We start from the raw sequence: 11,949 nt of genomic DNA on the forward strand, positions 1-11,949 counted from the left end.
AAACGGGTGGGCCTGTGATCAGGCCCGGATCTTGTGCTGTTTTTCCAGCTTCTTGCGAATCCGCGTGCGCTTGAGCGGACTGAGGTAATCGACGAACAGCTTGCCTTTGAGATGGTCCATCTCATGCTGGATACAGACCGCCAGCAGCCCGGTGGCCTCTTCCTCGAACGCGTCGCCGTTGCGGTCCAGGGCGCGGATCATGACGTGATCCGGCCGGTTGACCTCTTCATAGAAGCCCGGCACCGACAGACAGCCTTCCTGCATACCCTGCAGGTCGCCTTCGAGCACCTCGAATTCCGGGTTGATGAAGACCCGCGGCTCGCTCTGGTCTTCCGACAGGTCCATGACGATGATCTGTTCGTGCCAGTTCACCTGCGTCGCCGCCAGGCCGATCCCCGGGGCGTCGTACATGGTCTCGAACATGTCATCGATCAGCTTGCGGTGCTCGTCGGTGACGGTCTCGACCGGCTTGGCTACGGTCCGCAGGCGCGGATCGGGGAATTCCAGAATCTCAAGTATCATGGGTATCAAATCGTTTGGTTGACCGCGTTTCCTGGCCAAAATGCGACGGTGTACCGCACATTGACCCTCCCGTATCCTCTATGATCGGGATCGCGCGGCGAGTTTCAAGATGACGTCCTCAATGGCGCCGATAGTCTATTATCTATCATCTCCCGGGCTGATTACAAACTGACCAGGCATGACAGAACCCCCTGCGAACGCCGGCCGGGCCTGTTACTGTCTGAATCCAGAATTTACTGGAAGAACAAAAGATAACATCACAAACCGACTGACATCTTCTATAGTAGGGGGATGTGGGTAGCGGAACCGTTTCGCCGGACGCCAAGCGGGCTCAGGTTCCACCGGACAAAGTAAAGCAATCAAGGACCCGGACAATGAGGAAACTGCTGTATGTTCTGACGGCTGTGTTGCTGCTGGTGCAGGGAGCACATGCGGCCGGCCCTGAGTTACGGTCGGACCATCCCGATCGCTACACTGTCGTCAAGGGCGATACCCTCTGGGACATTTCATCCCGCTTTCTGGACAACCCCTGGTACTGGCCGGAAATCTGGCACGTGAATCCCCAGGTCAGCAATCCGCACCTGATCTATCCCGGCGATCAGCTGGCACTGGTCTATATCGACGGCGAGCCTCGTGTGACCAAGGTGGCCAGGAAAGGCGGCAGTGGTGTGGTCAAGCTGTCGCCCAAGGTGCGCTCCACCCCGATCGACACCCCGGTGCCGGCGATTCCGCTGGACGCCATCGAAGGTTTCCTGAGCGATACCCGCGTCGTCGACCCGGAGGTGCTTGAGGCCGCGCCCTACATCCTCGAGGGTGAGGATTCCCGCATCATTACCGGCGCCGGCGACACCGTCTACGCCCGGGGTGAGGCTGAAAACGACAACCTGGGCATCTTCCGCCGCAACCGCGTTTACACCGATCCGGAAACCAACGAGTTCCTGGGGCTGGAAGCCAAGGCCATCGGTTCCGGTGAGATCACCGACACCAACGGTGAAGTACTGACCATGGAGCTCAAGCGCAGCGACGAAGAAGTCCGCATCGGCGACCGCCTGCTGCCCACCGAAGACCGCAAGATCAACACCACCTTCTCGCCGAGCGCGCCGGACAGCGACATCACCGGCTCCATGATTGCGGTGGAAGGTGGCGTCACCCAGATCGGTCAGTACGACGTGGTGGTGATCAACCGTGGCACCCGCGAAGGCCTCAAGCCGGGTAACGTGCTGGCGGTGTTCCAGGCCGGCAACACCGTACAGGACCCGGTCACCAAGGAAGCGGTCAAGCTGCCGGACGAGCGCGCGGGTCTGCTGATGGTCTTCCAGAGCTATGAGAAACTGAGCTATGGTCTGGTGCTCAAGGCAACCCGGACCCTGGCGGTCGGTGATCGGGTGAGCAACCCCTGACCCGACCTGTTTGAGCGGATGGACCGCTCGCCTGGACAGACTGGATAGACAACGGGAGCCGGTTCGCCGCCTCCCGTTTTTTGTGGGTGCCGGATGGATAGGCGGTGCCCGGCGCGTCAGGACGATGCGCGTGATCCCAATGGACTGATTTATGACCGACACGACTGCTCACCACGCCGCCGATGCCTTCCTGCGGGCATCCGACGCCCCCTGGCTGCTGATTGGCCACCTGCCCGGCCTGGGCGATCATCGCTGGCAGGCCCTGGTGGACCACCTGCCCGATCCGCTGGAACTGCTAGACTTCGACGTCGCCACCCTCAAGGCGCTGGGGCTCAAGCCGCCCGCCCGGGAGGCGATTCTCGCCTGGCAGCACGGCGACACCAACCAGCCCACCCTGGCCCGGGCGATGGCCGCCTGGCAGCGTTGCGAGGCCCTGAACATCCAGCGGCTGCACTGGGCCGATCCGGACTATCCGGCGTTGCTGCGGGAAACCCACGGCGCCCCGCCCCTGCTGTACCTGGCCGGCCAGCGCGATGTGTTGTCCCGCCCACAACTGGCGATGGTCGGCAGCCGCAAGGCGACTCGCGCGGGCCTGGAGCACGCCCGGCAATTTGCCCGGGCCCTCACCGAACGCGGCTTTGTGGTGACCAGCGGCATGGCGCTGGGGATCGACGGGGCCGCCCACCAGGGCGCGCTGGATGCCAACGGTGCCACCATCGGCGTTCTCGGCACCGGCATCGATGTGCCCTACCCGGCCGCCCACCGCGCGTTGGCCCGGGCGATCCCCGAACGCGGTGCCCTGCTCTCGGAATACCCGCCCGGCACCCGCGCCCGGGCCGGTCACTTTCCCCGCCGCAACCGGCTGATCAGCGGTCTCAGTCAGGGCACCCTGGTGGTGGAAGCCAATCTCAAGAGCGGTTCGTTGATCACGGCCCGCCTGGCGTTGGAGCAGGGGCGCGAGGTGTTCGCCATTCCCGGCGCCATCAACAATCCCCAGGTGCGCGGCTGTCACCGGCTGATCCGGCAGGGCGCGACCCTGGTGGAAACGGTCGATGATATCGAGGAGGAATTGGCCAGTTGGGGGCCGCCATCGACGGGCCCGGCCGACAGCTCTGCCGAGGCATCGCCGCCGCCGATCCCTGAGCATCTGGGCGCGCGCGAGCAGCAGATCCTGCGGGCGCTGGAATTCGAGACCTGCAGCACCGACGCCTTGTGCGAGCGGACCGGACTGACGGCGGATGTGCTGATGCAGTCGATCCTGATGCTGGAGCTGGAAGGGCTGATCCTCACCGTCCCCGGGGGATACCAGCGCGGATGAGTGCGGGTTGTCCGCAGGAGTCTGTTCACCTGCGGCCCCAGACGCCATAATGCCAGGCCGAAGCAACCGCGGGTGTGGCAACACCTTCAACACGGACTGAGCCATGGATTCGAACACTCCCAGCACAACCCGTCGCTACCCGCCGGGGTGGTGGCACCTGCGCGAGGCCGTCGGCGCCCTGGAGGCCGGCGGCGTCATCGCCTATCCCACCGAAGCCGTCTGGGGCCTGGGTTGCGATCCCTGGGACGCCGACGCTGTCGAGCAACTGCTGGCCCTCAAGGATCGCCCCGAGCACAAGGGCGTGATCCTGGTCGCGGCGTCGGTGGCGCAGGTGGCGCCGCTACTGGATCCGCTGGCGCCCGAGTTGCGCGAACGGGCGGCGGGCTATTGGCCGGGGCCGGTCACCTGCCTGCTGCCGGACCCGGACGAGCTGATTCCGCCCTGGATCAAGGGCCGGCACGGCTCGGTGGCGGTCCGGGTGAGTGCCCATCCCGGCGTCCAGCGTCTCTGTCAGGCGTTCGGCGGACCGCTGGTGTCCACCTCCTGCAATCCCGCCGGTCGCAACCCGGCCCGCAGCCGACTGCAGGTGGCCCGCTATTTCGGCGACACCCTGGACGCCATCCTGCCTGGCCAACTGGGCGAGCAGCGTCAGCCCAGCCGTATCATCGACCTGCCATCCGGGCGCCGGTTGCGCTGACCCAGCCGCCAACGTGGAGAGGGTATGGAACCCAATAGCACCGAAGTAAAGAAGTACTTACTATCACTGCAGGATTCGATCTGTCAGCGTCTGTCCGGCCTGGACGGCCAGGCCGCATTCCGCACCGACCAGTGGGACCGGCCCGAAGGCGGCGGCGGTATCAGTCGCGTCATCAGCGAGGGCCGGGTGTTCGAAAAAGGCGGCGTGAACTTTTCCCACGTCCTGGGCGACCGCATGCCGCCGTCGGCGACCGCGCATCGCCCGGAACTCAGCGGCGCTCCCTGGGAAGCCATGGGCGTGTCGCTGGTGATGCATCCGAATAACCCCTACGTGCCCACCTCCCACGCCAACGTACGCTTCTTCATTGCCCGGCCCGAGGATGCACCCCCGGTGTGGTGGTTCGGCGGCGGCTACGACCTGACCCCCTACTACGGTTTCCGCGACGACTGCGTGCACTGGCATCGCACCGCCCAGCGCGCCTGCGAGCCGTTCGGGGATGACGTCTACCCGCGCTACAAGCAGTGGTGCGACGACTATTTCCACATCAAGCACCGCCAGGAGCCGCGCGGTGTCGGTGGCCTGTTCTTCGACGACCTCAACAGCGGCGACTTCGACCGCGACTTCGCCTTCATGCAGGCGGTGGGCGACAGCTACCTGCCGGCCTACGCGCCCATCGTCGAGCGCCGCCAGACCATGGACTACGGCGAACGCGAGCGGAATTTTCAGCTCTATCGCCGCGGCCGCTACGTGGAGTTCAATCTGGTCTACGACCGGGGTACCCTGTTCGGCCTGCAATCCGGCGGCCGTACCGAATCGATCCTCATGTCGATGCCACCCCTGGCCCGCTGGGACTACAACCGGCAGCCGGAACCAGGCACGCCGGAGTATGAATTGACGGCCTTTTTCCTGACGGACCGGGACTGGCTGGCGGAGGAGAACGAACAAGCATGACCCAGGATCTGTACGCCGTGATGGGCAACCCCATCAGCCACAGCAAATCGCCGCTGATCCACAATCTGTTTGCCCAACAGACCGGCGAGTCGCTGGAGTACACGGCAATCCAGTGCCCGATGGACGATTTTCCGGGCACGGTACGGACCTTCTTTGAACGGGGCGGCAAGGGGTTGAACGTCACGGTACCGTTCAAGCAGACGGCGTACGAACTGGTTGACCGGATGACGCCCGGCGCCGAAGCCGCCGGGGCGGTCAACACGCTGTTTCAGGATACTGACGGTCAACTGTGTGGCGAGAACACCGATGGCCTGGGCCTGGTCCAGGACCTGACCGTCAACCAGGGCCTGGATCTTTCCGGCAAGCGCATCCTGGTACTGGGCGCCGGTGGCGCCGTGCGCGGCGTGCTGCGCCCGCTGCTGGGCCAGAAACCGGCGGAGATCGTCATCGCCAACCGCACCGTGGAGAAGGCCGAGGCCCTCGCGTCCCTGTTCAGCAACGACATCCCGGTACGGGGCTGCGGCTTCGCCGACGTGACGGAGCCGTTCGACCTGATCATCAACGGCACCAGCGCCAGCCTGCAGGGCGACCTGCCACCGCTCGACGCCGGGATCATTGCTGCCCACACCGTCAGTTACGACATGATGTACGGCCCCGACCTGACCCCCTTCAATCGCTGGGCCCGGGAGCACGGCGCGCAGCGGGTCATCGACGGCCTGGGCATGCTGGTGGAGCAGGCGGCGGAAGCCTTTGCCTGCTGGCGCGGGGTGCGCCCGGAAACCGCGCCGGTGATGGCTCAGTTGCGGGACCGGGTGGGTTAAGGCCTGGTTGAGACGGCCACCCGGGTGCAGGGAGGCAACAGGACGTCCCTGTCCTTCCTCCAGCGAGGGTGTCCATTCACTTCCTTCAGGCTTGCGGTGCAGACGCCGCCATGGCTGCAACCGTCTTGACTGCGCCCTTTAACGCTTGGTTACAGGATTGGGGAGGCCAAGTAGGCTATTCTCTCTGGAGTGCGATTGACCGGGAGGCTGCACGACCGCCTCCGAGAACCATAAAAGGCATTCCATGGATATCCTGACGCTAGTCGGACTGATCGCCGGCGTGGCGATTGTCACGGTTGCGATGCTGGCCGACGCGACCCTCAGTACGTTCCTGAACATTCCCGGCCTGATGATTGTCCTGGGCGGCACCTTCGCGGTGACCCTCGTCAAGTTTCGCCTGGCGTCGGTGACCAGCTCCTTTCGCCTTGCCCTGAGCACGGTTTTCCGGGAAAAGACCGACAAGCCGCTGGCGCTGATCCGCAACGTCGCCGAGCTGGCGCGGGTGGTGCGCAAGGAAGGCATCCTGGGGCTGGAGTCCCATGAGACCGACAACGATTTCCTCAGGAAAAGCATCAACCTGTGCGTTGACGGCCATCCGCCCGAGCTGATCGAGGAAGCCCTGCTGGAAGACATGCAGCAGCGCATGGAACGCTACGACGTGGCCGAGCGGATCTTCCGCGGCATCGGCGAGTCGGCGCCGGCCATCGGCATGCTGGGGACCCTGGTGGGTCTGGTGCAGATGCTCAACACCCTGGACGATCCCTCCTCCATCGGTCCGGCCATGGCCATCGCCCTGCTGACCACCCTTTACGGCGCCTTCATCGCCCAGTTGATCGCCCTGCCGCTGGCGGACAAGATCCAGCTCAAGGCGGAAGACGAGCAGCGCAACATGACGCTGATCATCACCAGCATCCAGAACATCATGAAAGGGCAGAACCCGCGGGTGATCACCGAACTGCTGTCCGCCTACATCACTCCGGAACAGCAGCAGGTGCTGGCGCGGGAACGGGAGGCCTGATCCATGGCGGTGGCCTCCACGGCACGGCAGCGCAAGAAGAAGCAAGGTGACGGCGGCGCCCCCAGCTGGATCGTCACCTTCGCCGATCTGGCGACGCTGCTGCTGACCTTCTTCATCCTGCTGCTGTCCTACTCCAGCATGGATGTGGAAAAGTACAAGACCATGGCCCAGTCCCTGGCGGGCGCCTTCGGCAGCAGCGTGATCCAGGACGACGCTGTGGGCGGCAGCCCCCTGACCCTGATCGAAAGCGAGACGCCGCCGCCGACGCCCGCGCCGGAACCGGCCGTGATTCAACCCGACGTCCCCCAACTGATCGATGACAGCCCCGGCAGCAGCGCGCCGATCACCGAAGTGCCCGAAGGCGTCACCGAACTGGCTTCGCGCCTGATCCGTCAGCTGGAAGATGAAGTGGCCAGTGAGGCGGTCAACGTCCGCTACGACACCGAGAAAGTGGTGATGCGCTTCGCCGAGGACGCCACCTTCCAGTCCGGCCGCGCCGAGCTGAAGCCGGAGATGGGGCCGATCATCGACCGGGTGGTGGATGTGCTGGCGCAGTGCAGTGGTGATGTGGTGGTGGCGGGCTACACCGATGACCGCCCCATCGTCAGCAGCCGCTACCGCTCCAACTGGGATCTGTCGGCGGCCCGCGCCGTATCGGTGGTGCATGAGCTGGTGATGAACCGTCGTATCCCGGCCGAGCGGGTGGTCGCCGCGGGCCGGGCCGAGACCAATCCTCTGGTGCCCAACAGTTCGCCGGAAAACCGCGCCCGCAATCGCCGGGTGGAAATCACCGTGCGCGATCCGGAATGCTCGGCGGCGGCGGACACCAGCGACCTGCCGATCGAGATCAATCCCTGAAAGCCCGCCGATTCAGTCTCTTATGACAGCGGGTCAGGTGCTCATTCGCTATTCATATAACGTTCGCGGCCCAAGCCCGTTATACTGTCGCCCCTTCAGGCACCCAGGTCAGCCTGAGGATAATCAGATCAAATTGATGAGGGCAGTTATGAGTGGACCGGATAAACCCAAGGTGATTGGCGAGGAATGGAGCGACGAACGGGTCAAGAGTTTCCTGTTCATCACGCCGTACGACACGTCTCTCAATCCGGACTACCAGGTGCTCATCAAGGCGTACCAAGCCATGCGAGCCGGTGATTTCGAACGCTTCCTGGTGTTCTTTACCGAGGCCGGTCGCGACCTCAACGCCCTGAGCGAGAACGGCCAGACCATTCTCGATCACATCAGCGAACACGGTCGCAGCGGCGAGTACGTGGCGTCCCTGAAGAAATTCGGGGCGAAAGGCGCAGCGGAAGCCTGAGGGCTCCCGCTGCCGGCGGGATACATCACCCGCCTATTCCACCTGGACCTCAATGGAGCGCGGCTGTGCGGGCTCCACTTTCCTCAGGCTCAGGGACAGCACGCCATCCTTGAAGGTGGCGTTGATGTCGTTCTCCGAGACGTTGTCGGGCAGCGTGAAGCGGCGGATAAACGAGCCGTAGACCCGTTCGACCCGGTGAGTCTTGCCTTCACCGGACTCCTCCTGCTTCTGGCGTTCCCCCTGCAGGGTCAGCACGCCGTCGTGCACGGTGACCTTCACATCTTCCTTGTTGATGCCCGGCAGTTCCGCCTGGATCTCGAAAGCTTCCGGTGTCTCCCGGATATCGACGGCCGGCGCCCAGTCACTGCGACGGAACAGGTCGCGGCCTTCGCCTTCGCCCCGTGTGGCCGGGAAGCCGAAGTGGCGGTTGTAGCGATCCAGCAGATCCTCGAATTCGCTGATGGGATTCCAACGGGTGAGATTGCTCATGGTGTAGTCCTCCAAAACGAACCTGAAATCATGTTGAGTCGTCCCCGGGTCGGCCGGGGACGTACGACATCAGCTCCGTTCAAGGAAGATCCCGTCAGTGGCGCCTACTGAATAGGGTTTCCTGAACTGGCTAGTTTCGAATGTAGGATCGCCCGGATGGATTTCAAGAGGCCATTATTTGATCTGGATCAGGAAAAACCACAGCCGTTGCCTCAGCCGGAGGTGGTCGCGTCGGCGCGGTATTCGTCCTTGAGTTTGACGTAGTTGGCGGCGGTGTAGGTGAAGAAACCGCGTTCCTTGTCGGTCAGCGGGCGCGCCTGCTTGCAGGGGCTGCCGACATACAGGTAGCCGGACTCCAGGGTCTTGCCCGGCGGCACCAGGCAGCCGGCAGCGACAATCACTTCGTCCTCCACCACGGCGCCGTCCATGATGATCGAGCCCATGCCCACCAGCACCCGGTTGCCGATGGTGCAGCCGTGCAGCAGCGCCTTGTGGCCGACGGTGACGTCCTCGCCCAGGGTGAGCGGGTAGCCGTCCGGATTGTAGTCGCTGGCGTGGGTGATGTGCAGGACCGAGCCGTCCTGGATGCTGCAGCGGGCACCGATGCGGATGCGGTGCATGTCGCCACGGATGACCGTCATCGGCCAGACGGAGACATCGGGGCCGAGTTCCACGTCGCCGATCACCACGGCGCTGGGGTCGATCCACACGCGATCGCCGGTTTTTGGGCTGTACCCCTTGTGAGAACGTACTTGAGTCATTACATAGATCCTATGTCTATCCGCTTGCGGGCGGCGTTGGCGTATGATGATTCCTACAGTAGAGCACCGGTCCCGTGCCTGTCACGGTCCCGGCGGCGCCCGCAAACGATCCATCAGCGACCCGATCCGGCGAACGCTGTCGGAATCAACCAACTCGGTGAATATCGGCGAGTGAGCCCATCGGCGAGTGAGCGAGTGAGAAAGGAGCCCCATGAACAATCCCCTGCTGAGTGATGATCTGCTGCCCCGCTTCGACCACATCCGCGTCGAGCATATGGAACCGGCCATCGACCAGATCCTGAGCGACAACCGCATGCAGATCCAGGACCTGGCCAGCCAGGCCGAGCCGACCTGGGACACGCTGTTCCAGCCCATGCAGTCCCTGGACGATCGCCTGAACAACGCCTTTTCCATTATCTCTCACCTCAACGGCGTGATGAACAGCGACGAGCTGCGCCAGGTGTACAAGCGCTGCCTGGAAAAACTGACCGAGTACGGTACCGAGCTGAGCCAGAACACCGAACTGTGTAACGCCTACAAGCGGCTCGCCGAAGGCCCGGATTTCCAGAAGCTGGATGAAGCCCAGCGCAAGGCCATCGACAACACCCTGCGCGACTTCCACCTGGGCGGTGTCGACCTGCCCGACGACGAGAAGAAGCAGTTTGCCGAGTTGTCCAAGGAATTGTCAGAGCTGACCAATCGCTTCAGCGACAACGTACTGGACGCCACCCAGCACTGGTTCAAGCACATCGCCGACGAGAGCGAACTGGCGGGCGTCCCCGAGTCGGCGCTCGATGGTGCGCGTCAGGCCGCGCAGCAGCGCGATCTGGACGGCTTCGTCATCACCCTGGATTTCCCCAGCTTCTTCCCGGTCATGACCTACGGCGACAACCGCGAGCTGCGCCGCGAAGTCTACGAGGCGTTCGTTACCCGCGCGTCCGACGTGGGTCCGGATGGTGGCCAGTGGGACAACACGCCGGTGATGGCGGAAATTCTCAAGCGCCGTCACCAGCAGTCGCAGCTGCTGGGCTTCGACAACTACGCCGAGCGCTCACTGGCCACCAAGATGGCGCGCAGCGTCGACGAGGTGATGCAGTTCCTGCAGGAACTGGCGGCCAAGTCGCGGCCGGTGGCGGTGCAGGAATACGATGACCTCAAGGCGTTCGCCCGGGACGAGTTCGGCGTGGACACGCTGGAAGCCTGGGACATCGGCTACTACAGCGAGAAGCTGCGCCAGGCGCGTTACGACATCTCGCCGGAAACCCTGCGCCCCTGGTTCCCGGTCAACACCGTGGTGGGCGGCCTGTTCCAGGTGGCCGAGCGCCTGTTCGACGTGTCCATCGAGGCGGACAACGACGCCGAAACCTGGCACGACGACGTCACCGCCTACCGCATCAGCCGCGGTGGCGAGCCGGTGGCCTGGTTCTACCTCGACCTCTACGCGCGTCAGGGCAAGCGTGGCGGCGCCTGGATGGCGGACTGCCGGGTGCGCTGGCGCAACCTGCGCGGCACCCTGCAGAAGCCGGTGGCATTCCTGACCTGCAATTTCACGCCGCCGGTGGGTGACAAGCCGGCGCTGCTGACCCACGACGAGGTCACCACCCTGTTCCACGAGTTCGGCCATGGCCTGCACCACATGCTGACCCAGGTCGAGGTGGCGGACGTGTCCGGCATCAACGGGGTGGCCTGGGACGCCGTCGAGCTGCCCAGCCAGTTCCTCGAGAACTGGTGCTGGAATCCGGAATCCCTGGGCCTGATCGCCAGACATTACGAGACGGGCGAGCCGCTGCCCCAGGACCTGCTCGACAAGCTGCTGGCGGCGAAGAACTTCCAGTCCGGCATGCAGATGGTGCGGCAACTGGAATTCTCGCTGTTCGATTTCCGCCTGCACGCCGAGTTCACCCCACAGGCTCCGGTGAACCCGCTGGACATGTACCGCCAGGTGCGCTCCGAGATTGCCGTCACCGAGACGCCGGAATTCAACCGGTTCCCCAACGCCTTCTCCCACATCTTCGCCGGCGGTTACGCGGCGGGTTACTACAGCTACAAGTGGGCCGAGGTGCTGGCCGCGGACGCCTTCTCCCTGTTCGAGGAGAAGGGCATTTTCGATCCCGCCACCGGCCGGTCGTTCCTGGAGAATATCCTGGAGCGCGGCGGCTCGCGCGAGCCCATGGAGCTGTTCAAGGCCTTCCGGGGTCGCGAGCCCCAGGTGGACGCCCTGCTGCGCCAGAGCGGTATCACCCCGCAGGCGGCCTGATCACTGAACGAGAATCCGGGGCGGCCAACGGGTCGCCCCAACACTGTGGAGAGCCCATGGCGACCCCCAAACGCTTTATTGCCGGCGCCATCTGCCCCCGCTGCGGTGAGATGGACAAGATCAAGATGCAGCAGACCGACGAAGGCCAGTTCCGAGAGTGCGTGGCCTGCGGCTTCGAGGATGCCCAGACCCCCGAAGGTGAGCCCATCGGCGAGCTGGAGACCCGGGTCAACAAGCGTGACAACGAGGACGATCACACCGTCAAGCAGGTGGTGTTCTTCAAGGCGGCAGCGGATGACAGCGAAGACGACGGATAAAGCGTTGTTTTCAAATGTAGCCGAAGCTTCAGCTTCGGAGGGCCCGCCAGGGCCCCAAGGTTCCCCCCGCATCGGGACTA

General features: G+C 64.1%; 13 protein-coding genes. 10 read left to right on the plus strand and 3 right to left on the minus strand.

Annotated elements, in window-relative coordinates:
- Nucleotides 1–18: 18 nt before the first annotated feature.
- Nucleotides 19–522 carry a peptide deformylase gene (gene def, locus DKK67_RS20690; protein ID WP_111498425.1) on the minus strand — a complete coding sequence of 168 codons (504 nt, stop codon included), beginning with the start codon at nt 520–522 and terminating at the stop codon, nt 19–21.
- Nucleotides 523–896: 374 nt separating this feature from the next.
- On the opposite strand from def, the gene DKK67_RS20695 reads away from it, so the two are divergent.
- The 8 genes from DKK67_RS20695 to DKK67_RS20730 all read left to right on the plus strand — a co-directional run bounded on the left by DKK67_RS20695 (nt 897) and on the right by DKK67_RS20730 (nt 8,045).
- A complete protein-coding gene (locus DKK67_RS20695) occupies nt 897–1,922 on the plus strand; it encodes a LysM peptidoglycan-binding domain-containing protein (protein WP_111498426.1) in 1,026 nt (341 codons plus the stop codon).
- A gap of 151 nt (nt 1,923–2,073) precedes the next feature.
- Nucleotides 2,074–3,240, plus strand: a complete 1,167-nt coding sequence (gene dprA, locus DKK67_RS20700) for a DNA-processing protein DprA (protein WP_111498427.1) — start codon at nt 2,074–2,076, stop codon at nt 3,238–3,240.
- A 103-nt stretch (nt 3,241–3,343) separates the two neighbouring features.
- Nucleotides 3,344–3,937, plus strand: coding sequence for an L-threonylcarbamoyladenylate synthase (locus DKK67_RS20705; RefSeq protein WP_111498428.1), 594 nt, complete (start codon nt 3,344–3,346; stop codon nt 3,935–3,937).
- Between the two features lie 24 nt (nt 3,938–3,961).
- On the plus strand, nt 3,962–4,888 hold the full coding sequence (gene hemF, locus DKK67_RS20710) for an oxygen-dependent coproporphyrinogen oxidase (protein ID WP_111498429.1): 927 nt from the start codon (nt 3,962–3,964) through the stop codon (nt 4,886–4,888).
- Nucleotides 4,885–5,709, plus strand: coding sequence for a shikimate dehydrogenase (gene aroE / locus DKK67_RS20715; protein ID WP_111498430.1), 825 nt, complete (start codon nt 4,885–4,887; stop codon nt 5,707–5,709). Before hemF ends, aroE begins: the two co-directional genes overlap by 4 nt.
- Nucleotides 5,710–5,953: 244 nt before the next feature.
- A complete protein-coding gene (locus DKK67_RS20720) occupies nt 5,954–6,727 on the plus strand; it encodes a motility protein A (protein WP_111498431.1) in 774 nt (257 codons plus the stop codon).
- A 3-nt stretch (nt 6,728–6,730) separates the two neighbouring features.
- Entirely contained in the window at nt 6,731–7,585 is an 855-nt protein-coding gene (locus DKK67_RS20725; RefSeq protein WP_111498432.1) for a flagellar motor protein MotB, read from the plus strand.
- 148 nt (nt 7,586–7,733) lie between these two features.
- Nucleotides 7,734–8,045, plus strand: coding sequence for a PA4642 family protein (locus DKK67_RS20730; RefSeq protein WP_111498433.1), 312 nt, complete (start codon nt 7,734–7,736; stop codon nt 8,043–8,045).
- Nucleotides 8,046–8,078: 33 nt separating this feature from the next.
- Here the strand turns inward: DKK67_RS20730 and DKK67_RS20735 are convergent, their stop codons facing one another.
- Together DKK67_RS20735 and DKK67_RS20740 are read right to left on the minus strand one after the other, a co-directional pair.
- Nucleotides 8,079–8,534 (minus strand): Hsp20/alpha crystallin family protein, encoded by a 456-nt coding sequence (locus DKK67_RS20735; RefSeq protein WP_111498479.1) that lies wholly within the window; start codon nt 8,532–8,534, stop codon nt 8,079–8,081.
- Nucleotides 8,535–8,746: 212 nt separating this feature from the next.
- Entirely contained in the window at nt 8,747–9,295 is a 549-nt protein-coding gene (locus tag DKK67_RS20740; RefSeq protein ID WP_111498434.1) for a gamma carbonic anhydrase family protein, read from the minus strand.
- A gap of 211 nt (nt 9,296–9,506) precedes the next feature.
- On the opposite strand from DKK67_RS20740, the gene prlC reads away from it, so the two are divergent.
- Both prlC and DKK67_RS20750 read left to right on the plus strand, forming a co-directional pair.
- The gene (gene prlC / locus DKK67_RS20745) at nt 9,507–11,552 is read left to right on the plus strand and encodes an oligopeptidase A (protein ID WP_111498435.1); all 2,046 of its coding nucleotides are present in this window, start codon (nt 9,507–9,509) and stop codon (nt 11,550–11,552) included.
- A gap of 56 nt (nt 11,553–11,608) precedes the next feature.
- Entirely contained in the window at nt 11,609–11,869 is a 261-nt protein-coding gene (locus tag DKK67_RS20750) for a YheV family putative zinc ribbon protein (RefSeq protein WP_111498436.1), read from the plus strand.
- The last annotated feature ends 80 nt before the right edge of the window (nt 11,870–11,949 follow it).

The sequence above is a fragment of the Marinobacter bohaiensis genome (genome assembly GCF_003258515.1).
GTDB lineage: Bacteria > Pseudomonadota > Gammaproteobacteria > Pseudomonadales > Oleiphilaceae > Marinobacter_A > Marinobacter_A bohaiensis.

Bases quoted from the DNA above. Each gene is read 5' to 3' on its own strand.
- aroE (WP_111498430.1), top strand. From the start codon at position 4,885: ATGACCCAGGATCTGTACGCCGTGATGGGCAACCCCATCAGCCACAGC.
- DKK67_RS20730 (WP_111498433.1), top strand. From the start codon at position 7,734: ATGAGTGGACCGGATAAACCCAAGGTGATTGGCGAGGAATGGAGCGAC.
- DKK67_RS20750 (WP_111498436.1), top strand. From the start codon at position 11,609: ATGGCGACCCCCAAACGCTTTATTGCCGGCGCCATCTGCCCCCGCTGC.
- DKK67_RS20740 (WP_111498434.1), bottom strand. From the start codon at position 9,295: ATGACTCAAGTACGTTCTCACAAGGGGTACAGCCCAAAAACCGGCGAT.
- DKK67_RS20705 (WP_111498428.1), top strand. From the start codon at position 3,344: ATGGATTCGAACACTCCCAGCACAACCCGTCGCTACCCGCCGGGGTGG.
- hemF (WP_111498429.1), top strand. From the start codon at position 3,962: ATGGAACCCAATAGCACCGAAGTAAAGAAGTACTTACTATCACTGCAG.
- dprA (WP_111498427.1), top strand. From the start codon at position 2,074: ATGACCGACACGACTGCTCACCACGCCGCCGATGCCTTCCTGCGGGCA.
- DKK67_RS20725 (WP_111498432.1), top strand. From the start codon at position 6,731: ATGGCGGTGGCCTCCACGGCACGGCAGCGCAAGAAGAAGCAAGGTGAC.
- def (WP_111498425.1), bottom strand. From the start codon at position 522: ATGATACTTGAGATTCTGGAATTCCCCGATCCGCGCCTGCGGACCGTA.
- prlC (WP_111498435.1), top strand. From the start codon at position 9,507: ATGAACAATCCCCTGCTGAGTGATGATCTGCTGCCCCGCTTCGACCAC.
- DKK67_RS20720 (WP_111498431.1), top strand. From the start codon at position 5,954: ATGGATATCCTGACGCTAGTCGGACTGATCGCCGGCGTGGCGATTGTC.
- DKK67_RS20735 (WP_111498479.1), bottom strand. From the start codon at position 8,534: ATGAGCAATCTCACCCGTTGGAATCCCATCAGCGAATTCGAGGATCTG.
- DKK67_RS20695 (WP_111498426.1), top strand. From the start codon at position 897: ATGAGGAAACTGCTGTATGTTCTGACGGCTGTGTTGCTGCTGGTGCAG.